The following is a 21209-nucleotide window of genomic DNA, read 5'->3' as shown; positions in this document are numbered from 1 at the left end:
GCGGTGGCGATCGGTGCCGCCGCGCGCCGCCCCTGCACGCTCGTCGTGTGCCGGGGCTGCTGCTGCGGTGACGGCCGCAAGCACCCCGGCTACGACCACGTCTGGCAGCTGGACCGGCTGCGCGCGGCGGCCGCCGCGTCGGACGGCGCCTTCCAGGTCCGTACGACGGACTGCCTCGGGCCGTGCGACCAGGCCAACGTCATCGTCGTGCAGCCCTCCGCCGCCGGTCGCCGGGCCGGCGGCCGGGCCGCCTGGGTCGGCTTCGCGATGGACGACGACTGCACGGAGGAGATCCTGGACTGGGCGGCCGCGGGCGGACCCGGCGTCACCGAGCCGCCGGTCACGCTGGAGCTCCAGTTCATCAGCCCGCCCCGGGAGAAGCGGACGCGCGGCCGCCGGTGAGGCGGCCCGCGGAACATGCCGCGGGTGTGCCCCGAGAACACCCCGCGCCCAGCCCCGACGACAGACCGAACGCAACCCGACCAACCCGAACAACACGAACACAACAAAGGCCGTTCTCCCAGGTGATGGGAAAACGGCCTTCCGACCTGCGATGAAGCTGGTCGGGACGACAGGATTTGAACCTGCGACCCCTTGACCCCCAGTCAAGTGCGCTACCAAGCTGCGCCACGTCCCGTTGCCCGTCTGACCTGGGGTTTCCCCCGGCCGAACGTGCAGGAAAACCATACCGCACTCGGATCGGTGGTCGTGCACCCCTTTACGGCGGCCCGCCCCGGACCGGCTCACCCGTCCGCCGGCACGCCCAGTCCCGGATGGGCCTCCAGCAGGCGCGGTGAGGCGGCCTGGCGCCAGGAGTCGGCCAGGATGTCCCGCAGTTCGTCCTCGTCCTCCAGGGCGGCCAGCCGGACCCGGACCCAGGCGAACTGCGCCTCGTGGGCGGCGATCCAGAACTTCCCGGGTTCGGCGAGGGCCAGTTCGTCCCGCTCCTCCTTGGGGCAGCGCACGGCGAGGGAGGTCTCGTCCTCGGGCAGCGTGGCGAACATCTTCCCGGCGACCCGGAAGGTGGACATGCTCCAGGCGGTCTTCTCCGTCGTGTCCGGCAGGGACAGGGCGATACGGCGTACGTCTTCGGCGTCCGGCATGTCTCGCACCGTAGCCGCTGCCACTGACACTCAGCCGGTGGCGAGGTGCTTGTAGTACAGGGTGGTCGGTCGCAGGGCCCCGGCGGGGTCGGCCGCGTAGTCGGGGATCACCCCGGCCCTGGTCCAGCCGGCGGTGCGGTAGAGGTGCTCGGCGGGGCTGTCGGTCTCGGTGTCCAGGTGGAGCAGGGTGATCCCGGCGGCGCGGGCGGCCCGCTCGGCGGTGGCGAGGAGGGCGCGGCCGAGGCCCCGGCCGCGGGCGTCGCGGTGGACCATGAGCTTGACGAGTTCGGCGCGGTGGCGACTGTTGGGCTTGTCCGGGAAGTCCAGGCTCACCGTGCCGACGACGCGGCCGCCGTCGTGGGCCGCCCACACCGCGAGCCGGCCGGCCTCCACCCCGACGGCCCTCCCCTGCCACCAGGCAGCGGCCTCGGCATGGCCGAGGGGGGCGAGGAAGCCGATCGAGGCGCCGCCGTCCACCGTGTCGATCAGCAGGTCGGTCAGGGCGTCGAGGCGGTGCTGGAGCCGGACGGTGTCGAGCGGGGCGATGTCGGGGCGGGTGCCGTCCGGCCGGATCGTCGTCACGGCAGCACCACCGCCAGCACGTAGCGCGCCTCCGCGTCGCCTGCGCACCGGAAGCGCGTCGGGCCCCACACCCGCAGCCGCAGGCAGTCGCCGTCGCCGAGGCGGTGCACGACGTCCTGCGCGGTCACGTCGAGGGCGCCCGCCAGGACCCAGACGTGCTGTTCCAGGCCGGGGACGGGCGGCCGGTCGTAGGCGATGTCGGCGCCCGGGGCGAGCCGGCCCTCGACCAGTTCGCCGCGCAGTCCCGGGTGCGGCGGCGAGACGGAGCGGCGGACGAAACCGGAGTCGCGGTCCTCCCACACCGGCTGCTCGGCGGCCCGCAGCAGCGTCGCGGGCTCCGCCTCGACCTCGCTGAGGAGCCGGGACATGGTCCGCCCGTAGACGTGGCACAGGCGGTTCAGCAGGGAGGCGGTGGGGCTGATCTCCGCGCGCTCGGCACGGGACAGGGTGGACCGGCTCACGCCGCTGCGCTCGGCCAGCTCCCCCAGCGACCAGCCGCGTTCGGCGCGCAACTGGGCGAGGCGGGCGGCGAGACGGGCGTCGACCGCCTCCGCGACCTCGAGTGACTGTTTCATATCCGGGACTGTATCCCAGATACGGGAATCCCCTGGGGGGCCGGGTCAGTTCGTGGCGGCCGGGGTGACCTCCGCGAGCGCGTCCAGCACCTGCCGGATGAGCGGGTGGCCCTCCGCGCCGCGCCGCACCGCCGCGAAGACCCGGCGGGTCGGGGCGGCCCCGTAGACCGGGCGGACCACCACGCCCGTCAGCTCCATGCCGCGCAGCGCCGAGCGCGGGACGAGTGCCACCCCCGCGTCGGCCGAGGCCAGCGCGACGACCGCGCGGAAGTCGTCGGAGGAATGCTCCAGGCGGGGCTGGAACCCGGCGTGCTCGCAGGCGAGCACCACCACGTCGTGGCACGGGTTGCCGGGGTACGGGCCGATCCAGGGGTCCTTCGCCAGCTCGGCGAGCGGCACCCGGGGCTCGTCGGCCAGCCGGTGGGTGACCGGGACGACCGCGTCGAAGGGCTCGGCGTACAGCGGGACATGGGTGAGGCGCGGGTCGTCGGCGGCCGGGGCCCCGCGGTACTCGACCGCGACGGCGACGTCGACCTGCCGGTCGAGGACCATCGGCAGACTGGCGTCGCCCTCGGCGTCCTGGACGCGGATCCGTATGCCCGGGGCGGTATGGGCGAGCCGGGCCACCGCGGGTGCGACGACCAGGGCGATGCCGGTCGCGAACGCCGCGACGGTGACCGTCCCGGCGGCGCCGGAGCCGTAGGCGGCGAGCTCCGCCTCCGCCCGCTCCAGCTGGGCGAGGACCGCGTGGGTGTGCGCGAGCAGGATCTCGCCGGCCGGGGTGAGCCGTACGCCCTTGGCGCCGCGTTCGACCAGGCGGTGACCGGTCTCCTGTTCGAGGGCGGTGAGCTGCTGGGAGACGGCGGACGGGGTGAGGTACAGCGCGGCGGCAGCCGCCGTCACCGTGCGGTGGTCGGCCACCGCACGGAGGATGTGCAGGCGCCGCGCTTCGATCATCGGAGCGATTCTCCCAGTCCGTCCGGAGTGCTCAGGCCTCCAGCTCCGCCCGGGCCGCCACGAACGCGTCGACCGCGCGGTGGACGTCGTCCGTGGAGTGCGCGGCGGACAGCTGGACGCGGATGCGGGCCTGCCCCTGCGGGACGACCGGGTAGGAGAAGCCGGTCACGTACACCCCGCGCTCCAGCAGCAGGTCGGCCATGCGACCCGCCGTCGCCGCGTCGCCGGTCATCACGGGCGCGATGGCGTGGTCGCCGGGGAGGACGTCGAAGCCCTCGTCCGTCATCCGGCGGCGGAACAGGGCCGTGTTCTCGGCGAGGCGGACGCGCAGGTCGTCGGCGGCCTCCAGCAGGTCGAGGACCTTGAGGGAGGCCGCGGCGATCACCGGGGCGAGGGTGTTGGAGAAGAGGTACGGCCGGGAGCGCTGGCGCAGCAGGGCGACGATCTCGGCCCGGGCGGCGACGTAGCCGCCGGAGGCGCCGCCCAGGGCCTTGCCGAGGGTGCCGGTGACGATGTCGACGCGGTCCGTCACGCCGTGCAGCTCGGGGGTGCCGCGGCCGCCGGGGCCGACGAAGCCGACGGCGTGGGAGTCGTCGACCATGACCATGGCGTCGTGCCGGTCGGCGAGGTCGCAGATCTCGCGCAGGGGCGCCACATAGCCGTCCATGGAGAAGACACCGTCGGTGACGATCAGGCGGCGCCGCGCGTCGGAGGCCTCCTTCAGCCGTGTCTCCAGGTCGGCCAGGTCGCGGTTGGCGTAGCGGAGCCGGCGGGCCTTGGACAGGCGGATGCCGTCGATGACGGAGGCGTGGTTGAGGGCGTCGGAGATCACCGCGTCCTCGGGGCCGAGCAGCGTCTCGAAGACACCGCCGTTGGCGTCGAAGCAGGAGGAGTACAGGATCGTGTCCTCCTGGCCGAGGAACGCGGACAGCCGCGCCTCCAGTTCCTTGTGCACCTCCTGCGTGCCGCAGATGAAGCGCACGGACGCCATGCCGTAGCCCCAGCGGTCCAGGGCCGCGTGGGCGGCGGCGATCACCTCGGGGTGGTCGGCGAGGCCGAGGTAGTTGTTGGCGCAGAAGTTGAGGACCTCGCCGGGGCGGCCGCCCGCGGTGACGGCGACGGTCCGGGACTGCGGGGTGCCGATGACGCGCTCGGGCTTGTGCAGTCCGGCGGCGCGGATCTCGTCGAGGGTGGCGCGCAGGTCGTCGCGCACGGAGTCGAACATCATCAGTCCTAGGAGGTCTCAGAGGGTCCAGTCGAGGATGACCTTGCCGCCGCGGCCGCTCGCCGCGTCGGCGAACGCCGCCTCGAAGTCGCGGTGGCCGTAGCGGCCGGTGATCACGGGAGCGAGGTCGAGGCCGCCTTCGAGCAGCACCGACATGGCGTACCAGGTCTCGAACATCTCCCGGCCGTAGACGCCCTTGACGGTGATCATCGAGGTGACGATCCGGGCCCAGTCGACGGGGAACTCCTCGGACGGCAGGCCGAGGACGGCGATCCGGCCGCCGTGCGTCATGTTGGCGATCATGTCGCGCATGGCCTCGGGGCGGCCGGACATCTCCAGGCCGATGTCGAAGCCCTCGCGCAGGCCCAGCTCCCGCTGCCCGTCGGCGATCGTCGCGCCGGAGACGTTCAGCGCGAGGCTCACCCCGATCTTGCGGGCCAGCTCCAGCCGCTCCTCGCTGACATCGGTGATCACCACGTTGCGGGCTCCGGCGTGCCGGGCCACCGCGGCGGCCATCAGACCGATCGGGCCGGCGCCGGTGATCAGGACGTCCTCGCCGACCAGCGGGAAGGACAGGGCGGTGTGCACCGCGTTGCCGAACGGGTCGAAGATCGCCGCCACGTCGAGGTCCACCGGGACGCGGTGCACCCACACGTTGGAGGCGGGCAGGGCGACGTACTCGGCGAAGGCGCCGTCGCGGCCGACGCCGAGGCCCACGGTGGCCCGGCACAGGTGGCGGCGGCCGGCGAGGCAGTTGCGGCACTTCCCGCACACCAGGTGGCCCTCGCCGCTGACCCGGTCGCCGACCCTGATCTCCGTGACGTCGCGCCCGGTCCCGACGACCTCGCCGACGAACTCGTGCCCGACCACGAGCGGGGCGCGGACCGCCTGCCGCGCCCAGCCGTCCCAGGCCCGGATGTGCAGGTCGGTGCCGCAGACACCGGTCCGCAGGACCTTGATCAGTACGTCGCCGGGTCCTACGGCGGGCTCGGGGACGTCCACGAGCCACAGCCCGGGCTCAGCCTTCTCCTTGACCAGCGCCTTCAACGCTACGGCTCCTGTGGTGACGTCCCGGCCGCGGGCACGCCGAAGGGGCCCGCATCCGGGGAGAGGGGTGGATTCGGGGAGCAATCTGCCGTACTCCGCCCGCCCCGGTCCATCGAGGATTTCTTAAGCGGCGCCGCAGCTTTCCTTCACACCGGCCTTCACACCGGCCTACGCACCGGCATTCACACCGGCCTTCACACCGGTCGGCGACGGGCTACGGCAGCCCGTCCGCCGACGGCCGGTCGAGCCGTACGACGAGGTCGGCGGCGGTCGCCTTGATGGTCTCCAGGCCGGCCTTCCCCCAGGGCCGGGGCGCGAGGTCGGCGACGCACACCGTGCCGAGCACCATGCCGGTCGTGTCGATGAGCGGGGCTCCGAGATAGGAGCGGATGCCGTACTCGTCGACGGCCGGGTTGCCCGCGAAGCGCGGGTAGTCGCGGACGTCCTCCAGGACCAGCGCCTTGCGCCGCACGACGACGTGCGGGCAGTACCCGTACTCGCGGGGCAGCCGGCGGCCCAGCGCGGGCTTGCCGCCGCGGGCGGCCGCGCCGCCGTCCGGGGTGTGCAGTCCGGCGAAGAACTGCCGTTCCTCGCCGATGAAGTTGACCATGGCGTACGGTGCGCCGGCCAGTTCGGCGAGACGGTCCGCGAAGGCGTCGAGGGCGGGCTCCGGCCGCTCCCCGAGGCCGAGTCGGCGCAGCCGTCGGGTGCGGGCGGGAGCTTCCTCGTCCTCGGGAGTGAGCAGCAGTCGACCGGCCGGGCGCGGCGGGTCGTAGCTCATGGCCGGGCTCCGTCGCTGTGGGCGTGGGACATGGGGGGCTCCGGTGCGTCGGTTGCGGGGATCACCTGTGGGCGCCGCGGCTCGGCTGGGGTGCCGCCGGTGCGTGCGCGATGAGGTGCCTGACGAGGGTGAGCAGCGTCTGGACGCCGGACGCGGAGATCCGGGCGTCGCAGCGCACGACGGGGATCCGCGGGTGCAGGTCGAGGGCGGCGCGCACCTCCTCGCAGGCGTAGCGGTGGGCGCCGTCGAACTCGTTGACGGCGACGATGAACCCGAGGCCGCGTTCCTCGAAGAAGTCGACGGCCGCGAAGCACTCCTGGAGCCGGCGGGTGTCGGCGAGGATCACCGCGCCGAGGGCTCCCTCGGACAGTTCGTCCCACATGAACCAGAAGCGTTCCTGTCCGGGGGTGCCGAACAGGTACAGCACGTGGTGGGGGTCGAGGGTGATGCGGCCGAAGTCCATCGCGACGGTCGTCTCGACCTTGTTCTCGATGCCGTCGAGGTTGTCGGTCGCGGCGCTGACGGTGGTGAGCAGTTCCTCGGTGCTGAGCGGCGCGATCTCGCTGACCGCGCCGACGAACGTCGTCTTGCCGACCCCGAACCCGCCCGCCACGAGGATCTTCAGCGCGGTGGGGAAGGGCTCGGGGCCGTCGTCACGCGCGGCATGTGGGGCGTGTGGGGCGTGTGCGGCGTGTGCGGCGTGCGCGGCGTGTGCGGCGTGCGCGGCGTGTGCGGCGTGCGCGGCGTGTGCGGCGTGCGCACCTTGTGCATCAGGCGCATGGTGCTCGTCGTGCTCGTCGCGCTCAGAGCTGTCGTCGTAGTCCATCGAGCACTGCCTCCAGTAGGGCCCGGTCGGTGGGGTGGTGGTGGAACTCGGGGGGCTTGGTGGTCAGCGCCCCGCAGTCGACGAGGTCCGACAGCAGCACCTTGGTGACCGCGGCCGGCAGCTTCAGGTGGGCGGCGACCTCGGCGACCGGGACGGGTGCGCGGCACAGTTCCAGGGCCTGCGCGTGCTCGGGGCCGAGGTAGCCCAGGGGGGTCACCCCGGTGGCTCTCACCTGCGACATGAGGTCGAGGGCGACGGTGGGTCTGGTGCGCCCGTTGCTGACCGTGAACGGGCGCACCAGCCGTCCGGCCGCGTCGTCGAGCCAGGGCCCGTCGCCGGCCGCCGCCACGCTCAAGGCCCCATCACCGACGGTTCGACGGCGTGCTGCCGGGGCGCCGTCACCAGGTAGGGGCGGACGCTCTTGACCAGCATCGCCATCTCGTACCCGAGGACGGCGGCGTCGGCCTCGCGGCCCGCGAGCACGGCGAGACAGGTGCCGGAGCCGGCCGTGGTGACGAACAGCAGCGTCGAGTCGAGTTCGACGACGACCTGGCGTACGTCCCCGCCGTCGCCGAACCGTACGCCCGCGCTGCGCCCGAGGGAGTAGAGGCCGGAGGCGAGGGCGGCCATGTGGTCGGCGCTGTCGGGGTCGAGGCCGTGGACGGACTTCACGAGGCCGTCGCAGGAGAGGAGGACCGCACTGGTCGTGTGCGGTACGCGCTGCACGAGGCCGCTCATCAGCCAGTCGAGATCGGAGACATGGCCGGTCGGCGCGTCGCTCGCCATGGTGGATCGACTCCTAGGGGTACGAAGGTCCGCGGGAGCGGTGGGGGTCGGGGTCAAGGTGGGGGTGGGGATCGGGGTCAGGGTGGGGGTGGTCAGGGGGGTGCTCATCCGGCCGGTGTGCTCCCGTCGTGCCGGGTGGTGGGGTGGTGGTCGTGACCGTCGGCGCGGTGCGCCTCGCCGGGGGCGGGTGCGGACGCGGTGTGGCCTTCGGCCAGGGGCGGCGGGGGCGCGAGGGGCTCCGCCGGTCCGGCGGCGGCCGCTCCCGGGACCTCCGCCTCCAGGCTCTGCTGGGCCTCGGCGAGGCCGATGCCGCGCTGGAAGGCCGCCATCAGGCCGGGATCGTGGCCGACGGGCCGGTCGGTGTCCTGACGGGGCGCCGGGCCGCCGCGCAACTGGGGCACGATGTGCTCCTGGGCGCGGCGGCGGGGCAGTCGGGGCTTGCCCATCGTGCCCCGGACCGCGCCGCCCGCGCGCGGGAGCGGCGCCTGGCCCGCGTGCCCCTCCACGACGGGCCGGTCGCCGGACCGGATGCCGGGCACGGCCTCCGCCGGGTTGGGCCGCTCCCCGCGCGCGCCGCGGACGGGCAGGGGGGCCGGACCGCGCCCGTCCGCCCGTCGTCCGTCGTGCCGGGTCCGGCCGTCCGGGCCCGGCACCCCGTCGGGGGCGCGGGTCGCGGGGTCGGCCTCGGGTTCCGCGGACGTCACGGGCGGCGTCAACGGCGACCACGCCCGGCCGGACACCTGGTGCGGCCCCGCCGAGGACGGAGCCGTACCCGCGGCCGACGTGTCCGGTGCCGACACGACTTCGGTCCGATGGCGGCTGCCGGTCGTGACCGGGGCCGCGGACACGGCTGGGGCCGGGGCCGGGGCCGGGGCGGCCAGGTAGACCGGGTCGGCCGGGTGGGTGGCCGCTGTGTGCGGGGCATCTGTGTCGGGAGTACGACGGGGCTGAGGGGCCGGGACCTGAGGGCCGTCGAGGGCGTCGGGCCGAGGCCGGCCCTGGAGTTGAGGCTGGCCCTGGAGTTGAGGCTGGGACTCGGGCTGGGGTTGAAGCTGGGACTCGGGCCGACCGAGGGGGTCGGGCCGGGACGGGAGCCAGGGCTGGGGTCGACCGACGCCCTGGGAGCCGAGGGCGCCGACCGCACGGGGGGAGCTCTCCGGTCCGGCCTGGGGCTCGACTTGGGGCCAGGCCTGGGGCCCAGCCTGGAGCTCGACTTGGGTCCCAGCCTGGAGCTCGACTTGGGGCCCGGCCTGGGGCCCGGTCTGGAGCTCGACTTGGGTCCCGGCTTGCAGCTCGACTTGGGGCCCGACCTGGGGTCGGTGCTGCGGCTCGGCCTGGGGCCCGGTCTGGAGCTCGACTTGGGGCCCGACCTGGAGCCCGGCCTGGGGCCCGGTCTGGAGCCCGACTTGAGGCCCGACCTGGAGCTTGGCCTGGGGCCCGGCCTGGGGGCGGTGCTGCGGCTCGACCTGGGCCCGGCCGCTCTGCCGTGATGCGGTCGCGCTCCAGGTTCCGGCTCCGATCTGCGGCTGGTCAGCAGTTCGTGTCCCGACCGGGGCTTGGGCTTGAGCTGGGGTCTGCGCCCGGGCCGGGGCTAGAGCTGGGTCCTGCGCCTGCGCCTGGGCTTGCGTCGGGGCCGGAGCTCGAACCGGAACCTGCCCCTGAGTGTGGGCTTGCATCGGGACTGAGGCTTGAACCGAGGACAAGGCTTGAGCCGGAGCGGGTACGGAAGCCGAAGCCGGAACCGGTGCGGCAGCCGGAGCCGGAACCGGTGCGGCAGCCGGAGCCGGAACCGGTGCGGCAGCCGGAGCCGGAACCGGTGCGGCGGCCGGAGCCGGAGCGGGTACAGCCGGATCGCAGGCCGGAACCGGTGCCGGTACGGGTGCGGGAGCCTGCGCAGGGGCCTGCGCCTGGGCCGGAGTTCGGCTTCGAGAGCCGGCCGAAGCCAGGCCCGGAACCGGTGCCTGGGCCGCGTGCCGCCCCGGGCGCTCGGGCCGGACCGGGGCCGAGGGCGGGACCCGCCCCCCGGGCGGGGCCGGAGCCGCGGCCTGGATCGCCCGGGCACCCCGCGCCCGGGCACCGTCCGCCTCCGCCGCCCCTCCCCTGCCGCGTTCCTCCGTCTGCGGCACGGGTGCGTCCGGCGCCGGCGCCGGCGCCGAGCCCAGCACGGCCTGCGGTACGACGAGTACGGCCTGGACGCCGCCGTAGATGTTGGTCTGGAGGCGGACCCGGATGCCGTGCCGGCGGGCGAGCTGGGAGACGACGTAGAGGCCGATGCGGCCGTCGGCCAGCAGGCGGCCGACGTTGACCTGGTCGGGGTCGGCGAGCAGGGCGTTCATCCGGTCCTGTTCCTCGACGTGCATGCCGAGCCCGCGGTCCTCCACCTCGACGGCGAGACCGGAGGTGACGAGGTTGGCGCGCAACAGCACCTGGGTGTGCGGGGCGGAGAACACGGTGGCGTTCTCGACGAGTTCGGCGAGCAGGTGGATGACGTCGGCGACGGCGTGGCCCCGCAGCTCGCCGTCGATCGGCGGCACCAGCTTGACCCGCGAGTACTGCTCGACCTCGGCGATGGCGGAGCGCAGCACCTCGGTCATGCAGACCGGGTTGCTCCATTGCCGCCGGGAGACCGCCCCGCCGAGCACGGCGAGGTTCTCGGCGTGGCGGCGGATGCGGGTGGCGAGGTGGTCGACGTGGAAGAGGCCCTTGAGGAGGTCGGGGTCCTCGATCTCGTTCTCCAACTCGTCGAGGATCGAGATCTCGCGGTGCACGAGCGACTGAAGGCGCCGCGCGAGGTTGACGAAGACCTCGAGTTTCTGTTCGCTGCCGGCCTGGCTGGAGAGCTGGGCCGCCCGGACGACGGCGTCGACGGCCGCCTCGTGGGCGCGGGACAGGTCGGCCGCGAGCAGTTCCAGCTCGTCGGCGTCGGCGGGCGGGCGGCCGCGCGTGGTGCGCCGGGGCGGGACCTCGCCACGCCGCAGCGCGTCGAGCAGGGCGCGCAGGTCGGCCGTGTCCCGTGCGCTGTCCTGGCGCAGGGCGTCGATGCGGTCGGCGACGGAGCGGGCGGCGCGGTCGGCGGCCACGGCGGCGATCAGGATGCCGGCGGTGGTCACCCCGAGGGCGCCGGTCAGCACGGCCCACAGGGTCGGGCCGGGCCGGGTGCCGGTGGAGCGCACGGCGAACAGCACGGCCGCGCAGGCGCTGAGGGCGACGGCGGTCGGGGGGAGCACGGCGAGCCGGAGGAGCTGAGGCCGTATGTGTGTCTCGGCCGGTGCGGGAGCGGTGCGGGCGACCGGTCGTCCGTGCCGTCCGCCCTCACGGCGGTCTGCGCGTGCGGCCGGTGCGCGGAGGTGAGACATCGGGGTCCTCGTACTGTCCGTCGGGCGTGGTGGTGCGCGCGGGGTGCGCGACTCGGGCATGCGCCATCGCGGTGTCGGTCGAGAGAGCCGGAGATTCGGCCGCACGTCGTCCGACGGACACTCACAGTAGTCGCCAAGGCATCATGTGCGGTGGGCAGTTGACAAAGTCACCCGGGCAGGGTCCCGCTCTGGTATGAGGTCTCGTACGCAGGACCGATAACACGCCGACTCCTTCGGTACCGGAGTCGAAAAAAGACGATCAGACCTGGTCGCGGCCGGTCTTGAACGGAACGGGAGGGCCCGGGGAGTTCCTCGTCCCCCGGGCCCTCCGCGTCGCGCCCGCCCCCGTCATGCCGTCACGCGCCCGTCCCTTCAGGGTGGTTGCGAGCCGTCCGGCCCCTCTGCGACCCACCCGGAACATCACGCTGCGTATCAGCCTTGGCTCGGGGTGATGTGCCGTGGGACCGGCCTCCCGGAAGGGTCACCACCTCCCGGAAGGGTCACCACCTCCCGGAAGGGTCACCACCTCCCGGGAGCGTCACCACCTCCCGGGAGCGTCACCCCTCGTCGCACGGGTCGAGTTCGCCGCGCGGCCGGCCGCCGTCGGAGCCGTGCGGCGCGTCGGCCGTGCGTCCGCACGGAAGGTCGTCGCCCCCGGGCGCGCCGGACGGATCCACCGCCGGCTCACCCGCGCCGGCTCCGTCCGGCGCCCCTTCGGGCGTGCCGCCGCCCCGGCGCGGACCGGACAGCACCTTCACGATCGCCGCGCCGGTGGCGAGGCCGAAACTCCCCGCGTCCACCGCCGAGGCCCCCAGCCAGGTCATCGCCAGACCGGCCCCCGTACCCGCGAGGGCGCCGAGGACCACCACCTGATTTCCATAAGCCGTCCGGGACGGTGACGCGTCCTCGCCCACGAGTGCGGACCGCACCAGGTGCAGCAGCATTTCGATCCGGGACCAGAGCCTGGAGGTCCTGCTCACCGATTCCCCTCCTTGCACGCCGATCGGAGTTCCCTCGCTTCATAGGAGCAGGCCACGGGGTGTCCCACCATCTGTCACGCCAAAGCCAGATGAAACCCGGCTCCGAAACGACTCGCAGTGGGACGACGCATCACCAGGTTGGGACAATCACTGTCCCGTCCTGGCTTGGGACACCTATCCTGGTGGACGTTTCGGGACGCTGCCGGACAGCGTCCCCGAAGTCGGGGGAGCCAATGAATGACGAGGCAGAGGGTCGAATCGATCCCTCTCCGGCCACCAGCACGGAAGATCTCGCGCGTTTTCTGCGCATGCTCCGCGCCAGGGCCGACAGCCCTTCGTACCGGGATCTCGAGAAATCCGCCGCCACCCTGGGAAGGGGACGGGCACTGCCCCGCACCACACTCGGCGAGGTTCTGCGCGGACGCAGGTTTCCCAGCAAGGCCTTTCTGCTGACCTTCGTCGAGTTGTGCGGAATCCAGCCGGGCGAGATGCAGGCGTGGGAGAACACCTGGAATCGGCTGGCGGTGCAATACAAGGTCACCGAGCCGACGGAGGGACGTGAGGCGCACCCTCCGCAACTCGTGGTCCACACCAGGAAGCGGATCGGCGAACTGGAAGAACAGACGTCACAACTGCGCACACGCCTGCGGCAGCAGGGCCAGGCCCTCGAACAGGCCGCCAGGGCGCTGACGGCCGTGGGCGCGGCACTGCAACGCCAGGGGCACTGGGCGGAGGCGGAGGCGGTCTACGCCACCGTGGTCGAGTTGCAGCGGGTCCCGCCCGCCTCCGACGTGCAGATCCTCGTCCGCGCGCAGCGCGGCATCGTCGAGATCCTGATCGCGCAGGGCCGGTACGGCGACGCGGAGACGGCGGCGGAGCTGCTGGCCGGCGAGTGCGTGAAGGAGCTGGGCGCCGACCACACCGAGACGCTCGGCGCCCAGCAGCTCCTCGCCGCTCTGCGCTCCGCGCCGCCCCCGCCCCCGTCGCCGTCGCCGGGCGCCGCGCGGCCGGAGCCGGCGGGCGGCTCCGAGCCCCTGGTCCTCGTGGGGACCGACGTCACGGAGCGGCGGCCCGACCGGACCGCGTCCCGGGGCCGGGTGGCGGGCGCGCTGCCCGCGATCTGGAACCTGGAGCCGCGCAATCCCGAGTTCACCGGCAGGGACAACATCCTGCGCGCGCTCCGGCAGCGGTTCGGGCAGGGCGGTCCCTCCATGGTCCAGACGTTACGGGGACCGGGCGGGGTCGGTAAGACCCAGATCGCCGTCGAGTACGCGCACCGGCACTCCGACGCGTACGACCTCGTCTGGTGGGTCGCGGCCGAGGACCCCTCGCTCGTCGGCGAGCAGATCGCCGCGCTCGCCGTCGAGCTGGGCCTCGTCGAGCAGGGCACCGACACGGCGACGGCGGCCGCCGTCGTGAAGTCGCAGCTGCGCGGCCGGGACCGCTGGCTGATCATCTTCGACAACGCCGAGGAGCGGGCGGCCGTCTCCGAGTGGCTGCCCGGCGGACCGGGGCACGTACTGATCACGTCACGGGCCGGCGGCTGGGAACGCGTCGCCGCGACGGTGCCGGTGGACGTCATGGGGGAGTCCGAATCCGTCGCCCTGCTCCAGGCCCATTGCCCCGAACTCAGCCACGGCGAGGCGGAGTCGCTGGCCGAGGAACTGGACTACCTCCCCCTCGCCCTGTGCCAGGCCGGCGGTTTCCTGGCCGAGACGGCCACCGAGGTCGGCGACTACGTCCAGCTGCTGCACACCCACCCCGCCGCCCTGCTGAGCGAGGGCGAGGCCGGGGACTACCCGCGGTCCCTGGCCGCGGTGATCGGGCTCAGCCTCGACCAGCTCACCCGGGCCGACCCCATCGGGCTGACCACCGTGCGGGTGTGCGCCCTGCTCGCCCCCGAGTCCATTCCGGTGCGCTGGCTCATGGCCGTGGACGACATCACCACCGGCGACGACGAGGCCCTGGCGCCCCTCGCCGAGGTCGCGGGCGACGAGATGCTCCTGCGCCGCGCCATCGGCACGGCCGTCCGCTTCGGCCTGGCGAAGAGCAACCGGGACGGCGTCCGGCTCCACCGGCTCGTCCAGGGGGTGATCCGCGATCTGCTGCCCGCCAGCTCACGGGAGCGCGTCCGCCGCCACGCGCGCGCCCTGCTGGTCGCCAACCGCCCGGGCGACCCCGAGGACCCGGCGACCTGGCCGGAATGGGCCCGCATCGTGCCCCACCTCCTCGCCGTGGAGCCGACCACCCCGACCGACCCGCACCTGCGCACGCTCTCCTGCGACACGTCGTGGTACCTGATCGAGCGGGGCGACGCGGACGCCGGGGACCGGCTCGCGCGCCCCCTGCGCGAGGCCTGGCTGCGCGACCTGGGCCCCGACGACGTGCACGTCCTGTGGGTGACCCGGTGCCTCGCCCGCGCCCTGCGCGAACAGGGCCGCTACGAAGAGGCCCGGGTCCTGTACGACGACACGCTGCCGCGGTACCGGCGCGTCCTCGGCCGGAAGCACACCGACTCCCTCCGGCTGGCCCACGGCTCGGCGATCAACCTCAGGCTCCTCGGACGGTACGAGGAGGCCAGGGCCCTTCAGGCGGCGACGCTCGAGTCGTACCGCCAGGTGCTCGGCGAGGACCATCCGCACTCCCTGCACTCCGCCAACCACCTGGCGGTCGACCTCGGCACGCTGGGCCACCACGACGAGGCCAGACGGCTCCACGAGGACACGCTGGCCCGCTACCGGCGGGTCCTGGGCGACGACCATCCCGACACCCTGCGGTCGGCGAACCACCTCGCGGCCGACCTCATCGCCCTCGGCGAGTACGCCGAGGCGCGGGCGCTGGACGAGGACACGCTGGAACGCTGCCGGCGCACCTTCGGCGAGGAGCACCCCTACACGCTCCGTGCGGCCGTCTCCTACGCGACCATCCTGCGCAAACTGGGGCGTCTGCAACCGGCCCTGGCCCTCCAGGAGACGACGCTCGTCCGCTCCCGGCAGATCCTGGGCGCCGACCACCCGCAGAGTCTGCGCGCCGGGCACGCCCTGTGCGAGATCCTGCTGCACCTGAACCTGCTCGACCGCGCGGCGGATCTCCAGGAGGAGACCGTACGGCGCTATCGGCGTGTACTCGGCGACGACCATCCGGAGACGAGAAACGCGGTGGATCTCCTGGAAAAGATCAGCGAACGTCGTACACCAGGGCGGAAAAAATGACCATGCCACAGCGCCGAAAAGCAGCTGGATTTCGCCAATAATGGTCATGCCGATAGCCAGACGACACGCAGGACATCTACGATTGTCGGGGCGTCAACTTCCGATCATTCCGTGAGAGTGAAATGGGTGAGCACCGGAAACCGCGGCATCCGGCGTCACGGATAGCACAGAGCGGATTCCGGTTCGGGAAGGTTCAGTGCACTTCCATGCTCGCGAGTAGCGTGCCTCCCGTCATGTCGTCCCGAGTAAGGAATGAGTCATGCCGGATGTCAAGATCGCGTTGGCGACCACCAGGCCGCGCCCGGAGATCAACGTCGATCACGACATGCCGCTGCTTCTGGCGGCCCTGAACGAGGAAGGCGCCAAGGCCGTTTCCGTCAACTGGGACGACCCGGAAGCCGCCTGGGAGGAATTCGACCTCGTGGTGATCCGGTCCACCTGGGACTACACCTGGCGGTCGGCGGAATTCATGGAATGGGTGGAGCGGGTCAGTTCCCTGAGCACGCTCCTCAACCCGCCGTCCGTGGTGCGCTGGAGCGCGGACAAGTACTACCTCTCCCGCCTCGCGGAGGCGAACGTCCCGGTGGTGAGGACCCACTACGTCGCCCCGGGCACGGAGCCCACCCTCCCGGCCTCGCACGAGTTCGTGGTGAAACCCGCGGTCGGAGCGGGCGCGCGCTACGCGGCCCGGTACCAGCCGGCCGACCGCGACACGGCCCTCCAGCAGATCCGCCGCATGCACGGCGAGGGCTTCACCGCGATGGTCCAGCCCTACATGACGGCGATCGACTCGAGCGGCGAACGCGCCCTGGTCTTCTTCGACGGCGCCCTGCTGCACGCCATCCGGAAGAACGCCGTACTGGCGCCGAACGTCCCGTTCGACCAGCGCAAGGTCGCCCACCCGGGCCTGGAGCCGTGGAACCCCACGCAGCACGAGGTCGAGGTCGCCCAGAGCGCCCTGTCGGTGGTACCGGACGGACAGCACCTGTTCTACGCACGCGTCGACATGGTGGACGACGAGAACGGCCGGCCCACCGTGATGGAGCTGGAACTCGTCGAGCCCAACCTCTTCCTCGCGGTGCAGCCGGACTCCCTGCCCACCGTCACCCGCGCCATCGTCGACACCGCCGTACGCGCCGGAGAACTGAAAGACCGTCAAGTAGCGGAATCACGCTGAGAGACGGCGCTGAGAGACGGCGCTGAGAGACCGCGCTGAAGGATCGCGCTGAGAGATCGCGCCACAACGGGGAGGGCAGCGGTGGTCACGGCCGACGAGTCGCACGACGAGGCCGCTCTCCCCTATCGCTGTCCGGCGAACCTGGGAGAGCCCCCACAGTTCCCGGTCCTGCGCCAGGGGCCGGGCATCGACCGCCTGCCCACCTCCACCGGGGACAGCGCGTGGCTGGTGACCAGCCACGACGGTGTGAGGACCATGTGCGGTGACCCGCGCGTGGGCAAGTCCCACGCGGACCCCTCGCGGGCGCCCCGCCTGTGGGACGCCGCGCTCATGGAACCGCAGAGCGGTCACGCGGACGAGTTCGCGGTCCACTCCCGCTGGCGGCACACGCTGTCACGGCACTTCAGCAGCCGGCACGTCGAGCAGCTCAGGCCGCACGTGGAAGAGGTGCTGGGGCGCATCGTGACGGACCGGCTCGCCGAAGGACCGCCGATGGACGTCCGTACGGGTCTGGCGCAGCCCTTCGCCGCGACGGTCATCTGCGACCTCCTGGGACTTCCGCACGCCCTCCGCCCCGCTCTGGTCGCGTGGTCGGACACGGCGCGCGCACGCGGCAGGGCCCGGGAGGCGGCCGCCCGTCGCGGCGCCCTCCGGCAGCGGATCGACCGGGTGCTCGACGACGTCCGGGCCGAGGCCGGCGACTCCACGGCGGACGACACCCTCGTCAGGGACATGGCGCTCGCCCGGCCCGGAGCCCACCGGCTCGCCCGCGAGGAGTGGGCGGACGCCGTCCTGGACGTGTTCCTCGCCGGCTACGACACCATCTCCACCCGCATCGTCCACGGCACCGCCTACCTCCTCGACCACCCCGAGCAGTTCCGGGCCCTCACGGGAGACCCGGCGCTGATACCGGGGGCGGTGGAGGAGATCTTCCGCCTCGCGGTCCCGGGCGGCAGCTGGATACCCCGCTACGCGCGCTCCGACATCCCCCTGCCGCACGCCACGGTCACGGCGGGCGACCTGATCGTCCTGTCCTTCCAGTCCGCCAACCGGGACGAACGCGTCTTCCCCGAGGCCGAGCGCTTCGACATACGCCGGCACCCCAACCCGCACATCGCCTTCGGACACGGCACCTTCTACTGCCTGGGCGCCGCGCTCGCCCGGCTCGAACTGAGCGTCTACCTCGCCGCACTGACCCGCTTCCCGGGACTCGGCCCGGCGTCTCCGGGCCAGGAACACGTCCTGGCCGAGGCGACCGTGACGGGCGGACTCGAACACCTCCTGACCACCTGGGACACCGACGGCTCCGTCTGACCGTCCGTCACCCTCCCCCGTCACCGGCACCTGTGTGAGGCCGCCGCACCCGGGGCCGCTCGGCGCCGGCAGGCGTCCTCGCGGCGGCGGGCGTCCTCCCGGCAGCGGGCGTCCTCGCGGCAGCGGGCGCCCTCGCGGCAGCGGGCGCCCTCGCGTCGGCGGGCGTCCTCGCGGCAGCGGGCAGGTCTCCGTCCGGGCTCTCCGGAGCCGACGGGAGGGCCGCATCGTACGAGGCTCCCGGGCCGGCACCGGACCGGCCTGCCATGGACACGTCTTGCACGTCAACCTCCTGGTGAGCCATACTCCGCTTCCCCCCACAACCACTGATCACGACCGTCCGCGAGCCCGCCTCGCACCGGCCGCGATCAGCCGCGGCGCCCGTGTCGCCGCACCCGATGCCGTCCACCTGACATCCCGTGGAGCCCTGCCCGATGGGCGCAATCCTGCGCGCGCTGCGCGCTCTCCTGCTGCTCGCCGGCTTCTATCTGCTCGGCGTCCTGCTGCTGGCGGTGCTCGCCGGCATCGACTACCTGCTGTATCTGCACGCCCCGTCGGGCGTCGCGGCGAAGCTGTACCTCGTCTCCGTGCTGCTGGCGGTTCCGCTGGTCCGCGGCCTGTTCATGCTGCGCACGCCGAAGGCGGAGGAAGCTCCCGGCCTGCCCGTCACGGAGGCCGACGAGCCCGTGCTGTGGCGCACCGTACGGGAGCTGGCCGACCGCATCGGCACTCGCGCGCCGTCCCGCATCGTGCTGATGCCGGACGTCAACGCGGCCGTCGCCGAGGACGCCCGCCTGCTCGGCCTGTTGCCCGGTCCCCGCCGCCTCCACCTCGGCGTGCCTCTCCTCCAAGGGCTGACGGAGGCCCAGCTCAGGTCGGTCCTCGCGCACGAACTGGGCCACTATTCCCACGCCGACACCCGCCTCACCGCGCTCACCCTGCGCGGCCGCGCCCAGATCCTGCGCACCATCGGGCACTTCGAGGAACGCGCCGGGAAGACCGCGGCACGCGAACAGGCCCGGCAGGAGAAGAAGAACGCCAGGGCCGCGGCCAAGGGCAAGGAGACGAGCGAGGTCGACACCCGGCACCGGGGCGTCACGTACCGCGCGATGGCCCGGATCTACACCGCGTACGCCAAGCTGTACTTCCGCGCCACGCTGGCCGGCGCCCGCGGCCAGGAGTACGCCGCCGACGCCGCGGCCGCCCGCATCGCCGGCCGGGACGCCACCGCCTCGGCGCTGCGCGAGATCCCGGTGCTGGACGCCGCGTTCGGCTTCTACATGCATCACTACGTCAGCCTGGGCGAGGACGCCGAGCTGCTGCCGCCGCGCGGTGAGGTGTTCGGCGGTTTCGGCCGGATGCTGAGCGCTCGCCAGCTGGAACTGGCCGGGCTGCGCGCCGAGCTGCCGACCGAGCCCGCTTCGCCGTACGACTCCCACCCGCCGATCGCCGACCGCGTCCGCCGTATCGAGGCGCTGCCCGCCGACGACCGCACCGACGAGGGCGGGGGCGCCGCCCTCGCTCTGCTGTCCGACCCCGAACGGACCCTGGCGGCCCTGGAGGACGCGGTCCTGGCGGAGGAGGTGCGGCGGTTCCGGCGTACGGCCGACTGGCCGGAGTTGCTCGACACCTCGATGACCAGCCGGTTCGTGAGCCTCGACACCCCCCTGCACCGGGCCCTGGCCATGTACACCAAGGCGCGCCCGACCCTGCCCGCCCTGCTCGGCCTGATCGACGACGGCCGGGTGTGGCAGCTGGCGCGGCGGCTGCCGCTGTCCGACGAGGCGGTGGCCGCGAAGGGGCGCGTCTTCCGGGAGTTCGTGCGGCCGGCCCTGGCCGAGTCGCTGCACCGCATGGTGCTGGCCGAGTTCAGCGCACGCGCCCGACTGCGCTGGGAGTTCTCCTGGGAGCGGGCGGCGACCGCGCGGCTGCTGCCCGCGCCGGGCGAACCGGCGCCGCCGTCCGGCACGGCGCTGAACGACCTGATCGGACCCGCCGTGGCCGCCGCGGTCGCCGACCACCCGGACACCGGCCCGCTGCGCGCCTTGCTGCCCCCTGCTCCGACCGACCCCGCCGACCGAGAAACGGAAAGTCCCCGATGACCGTAGTGCTGTGGATCCTCGCGATCCTGGCCGTACCCACGCTGCTCGTCCTCGGGTGGCTGGCCTGGGTGTTCCTCAGGGAGTTCTTCTCCCCGAGCCATGACGAGGACGCCGCCGCCGAGGCGGCCGAGAAGCTCGGGCTGCTGCCCGCCGACCGGCAGGACACCGAGCACGCCGGCCCGCTGCCCGCGGGCTGGGAAGCGGCGCTGGGCCGCGTGGGCGACGGCGACTGGCTGGCGGCGGCCGAGCTGCTGCGGGGCATCGGGCGGGACTGGGACCGGCGGTCGATGGCCGTCGCGTTGCTGGGCGGGCTGGCCGCGGAGGACGACGCCTGGCTGCTCGCCTGGGAGACCGCCCACCCCGACGACCCGGACGCCGCCGTGGTCCGGGCCACCAGCACGGTCACCCTCGCCGGGCGGATCCGCGGCGCCAAGCGGGCCCAGTACACGACGGAGGAGCAGTTCGCCGGCTTCCACCGGATGCTGCAACGCTCCCGCGACGAGATAGCCCGGGCGGCGGCGCTCGATCCCGACGACCCCACGCCGTACGTCACGGAGATCTCGCTGGCGCTCGGCCTGGGCTACCCGCACTCCGAGATGGACAAGCTCTGGGCGGAGATCACCGCACGCGCCCCGCACCACTACGAGGGGCACTGGTGGGCGCTCCAGTACTGGTGCAAGAAGTGGCGCGGCTCGGAGCGACTGGCCATGGAGTTCGCCGAGCAGGCCGCGGCGAAGGCGCCGCCGGGCAGCCTGCTGACCGTGTTCCCGCTGGTCGCCCACTTCGAGCACGACGAGTCCGACGACGACACCGAGGGCGACCGCACGCCCGGGATGGTGGCGCGGGTCGACGCGGGCCTGGCGGACGCCGCCGCGGCCGACCCGACCCATCCGCGGCTGCCGGAGCTGCGCCACCTGCTGGCGTACTACCTCTCGCTCCAGGACCGGGACGAGGTGGCCATAGAGCAGTTCCGGCTCGTGGACGGGCATGTGAACGCGCTGCCCTGGCGCTACCGGGGCGACATGGCGGCGTACTACTGCAGGATCCGCAACTCGTCGGCGCAGGTGGTCGCCGCGGGCTGACGACGGCCGGAACGGGGGCGGCACTCGATCTTCACCGAGTACCGCCCCCGCGTACGGGAAGAACGCCCGCGAACGGATCACGACGTCGCGAACGGTGAACTCCCCTG

Annotated in this window: 17 protein-coding genes, 1 tRNA gene and 1 pseudogene; 6 read left to right on the top strand and 13 right to left on the bottom strand. The window is 73.3% G+C overall.

Features of this window, described 5'->3' with window-relative positions:
* Positions 1-9: 9 nt before the first annotated feature.
* Positions 10-402, top strand: a complete 393-nt coding sequence (locus ACFYWQ_RS33910; RefSeq protein ID WP_389522036.1) for a (2Fe-2S) ferredoxin domain-containing protein — start codon at positions 10-12, stop codon at positions 400-402.
* A 158-nt stretch (positions 403-560) separates the two neighbouring features.
* Here the strand turns inward: ACFYWQ_RS33910 and ACFYWQ_RS33905 are convergent.
* The 13 genes and pseudogenes from ACFYWQ_RS33905 to ACFYWQ_RS33845 form a co-directional block, all read right to left on the bottom strand.
* Positions 561-637 (bottom strand) — tRNA-Pro (locus ACFYWQ_RS33905).
* Between the two features lie 106 nt (positions 638-743).
* On the bottom strand, positions 744-1103 hold the full coding sequence (locus ACFYWQ_RS33900; protein WP_389521879.1) for an MmcQ/YjbR family DNA-binding protein: 360 nt from the start codon (positions 1101-1103) through the stop codon (positions 744-746).
* Between the two features lie 30 nt (positions 1104-1133).
* Positions 1134-1649 (bottom strand): GNAT family N-acetyltransferase, encoded by a 516-nt coding sequence (locus ACFYWQ_RS33895; RefSeq protein WP_389522034.1) that lies wholly within the window; start codon positions 1647-1649, stop codon positions 1134-1136.
* A gap of 32 nt (positions 1650-1681) precedes the next feature.
* The gene (locus ACFYWQ_RS33890; protein WP_389521878.1) at positions 1682-2260 is read right to left on the bottom strand and encodes a helix-turn-helix domain-containing protein; all 579 of its coding nucleotides are present in this window, start codon (positions 2258-2260) and stop codon (positions 1682-1684) included.
* A gap of 45 nt (positions 2261-2305) precedes the next feature.
* Complete coding sequence (locus ACFYWQ_RS33885) at positions 2306-3217, bottom strand: LysR family transcriptional regulator (RefSeq protein WP_389521876.1); 912 nt, start codon at positions 3215-3217, stop codon at positions 2306-2308.
* 31 nt (positions 3218-3248) lie between these two features.
* The gene (locus tag ACFYWQ_RS33880; protein WP_389521874.1) at positions 3249-4442 is read right to left on the bottom strand and encodes a glycine C-acetyltransferase; all 1194 of its coding nucleotides are present in this window, start codon (positions 4440-4442) and stop codon (positions 3249-3251) included.
* 18 nt (positions 4443-4460) lie between these two features.
* Positions 4461-5489, bottom strand: coding sequence for an L-threonine 3-dehydrogenase (tdh, locus tag ACFYWQ_RS33875; protein ID WP_389521872.1), 1029 nt, complete (start codon positions 5487-5489; stop codon positions 4461-4463).
* A gap of 214 nt (positions 5490-5703) precedes the next feature.
* Entirely contained in the window at positions 5704-6270 is a 567-nt protein-coding gene (locus ACFYWQ_RS33870) for a GAF domain-containing protein (RefSeq protein WP_389521870.1), read from the bottom strand.
* A 61-nt stretch (positions 6271-6331) separates the two neighbouring features.
* The gene (locus ACFYWQ_RS33865; protein WP_389522033.1) at positions 6332-6895 is read right to left on the bottom strand and encodes an ATP/GTP-binding protein; all 564 of its coding nucleotides are present in this window, start codon (positions 6893-6895) and stop codon (positions 6332-6334) included.
* A 178-nt stretch (positions 6896-7073) separates the two neighbouring features.
* Entirely contained in the window at positions 7074-7445 is a 372-nt protein-coding gene (locus ACFYWQ_RS33860) for a DUF742 domain-containing protein (protein ID WP_365458594.1), read from the bottom strand.
* Between the two features lie 2 nt (positions 7446-7447).
* The gene (locus ACFYWQ_RS33855) at positions 7448-7882 is read right to left on the bottom strand and encodes a roadblock/LC7 domain-containing protein (RefSeq protein WP_385068802.1); all 435 of its coding nucleotides are present in this window, start codon (positions 7880-7882) and stop codon (positions 7448-7450) included.
* A 1364-nt stretch (positions 7883-9246) separates the two neighbouring features.
* Positions 9247-11238 (bottom strand): annotated as a pseudogene (locus ACFYWQ_RS33850) (sensor histidine kinase); the annotation flags it as partial.
* A gap of 557 nt (positions 11239-11795) precedes the next feature.
* Complete coding sequence (locus ACFYWQ_RS33845; protein ID WP_389521869.1) at positions 11796-12218, bottom strand: hypothetical protein; 423 nt, start codon at positions 12216-12218, stop codon at positions 11796-11798.
* Positions 12219-12526: 308 nt separating this feature from the next.
* Here ACFYWQ_RS33845 and fxsT point away from each other — a divergent pair, with 308 nt between their 5' ends.
* The 5 genes from fxsT to ACFYWQ_RS33820 all read left to right on the top strand — a co-directional run bounded on the left by fxsT (position 12527) and on the right by ACFYWQ_RS33820 (position 21102).
* A complete protein-coding gene (gene fxsT, locus ACFYWQ_RS33840; RefSeq protein WP_389521868.1) occupies positions 12527-15430 on the top strand; it encodes an FxSxx-COOH system tetratricopeptide repeat protein in 2904 nt (967 codons plus the stop codon).
* A 259-nt stretch (positions 15431-15689) separates the two neighbouring features.
* The gene (locus ACFYWQ_RS33835; RefSeq protein WP_389521866.1) at positions 15690-16607 is read left to right on the top strand and encodes a RimK family alpha-L-glutamate ligase; all 918 of its coding nucleotides are present in this window, start codon (positions 15690-15692) and stop codon (positions 16605-16607) included.
* 81 nt (positions 16608-16688) lie between these two features.
* On the top strand, positions 16689-17921 hold the full coding sequence (locus tag ACFYWQ_RS33830) for a cytochrome P450 (RefSeq protein ID WP_389521864.1): 1233 nt from the start codon (positions 16689-16691) through the stop codon (positions 17919-17921).
* 431 nt (positions 17922-18352) lie between these two features.
* A complete protein-coding gene (locus ACFYWQ_RS33825; RefSeq protein WP_389521862.1) occupies positions 18353-20020 on the top strand; it encodes a M48 family metallopeptidase in 1668 nt (555 codons plus the stop codon).
* Complete coding sequence (locus ACFYWQ_RS33820; protein ID WP_389521860.1) at positions 20017-21102, top strand: hypothetical protein; 1086 nt, start codon at positions 20017-20019, stop codon at positions 21100-21102. Before ACFYWQ_RS33825 ends, ACFYWQ_RS33820 begins: the two co-directional genes overlap by 4 nt.
* Positions 21103-21209: the final 107 nt, after the last annotated feature.

The sequence above is a fragment of the Streptomyces sp. NPDC003247 genome, from assembly GCF_042888135.1.
In the GTDB taxonomy this organism is placed as follows: domain Bacteria; phylum Actinomycetota; class Actinomycetes; order Streptomycetales; family Streptomycetaceae; genus Streptomyces.
The sequence above is the reverse complement of the archived record's forward strand: the minus strand, read 5'-3'. Positions and strand labels throughout refer to the sequence as shown.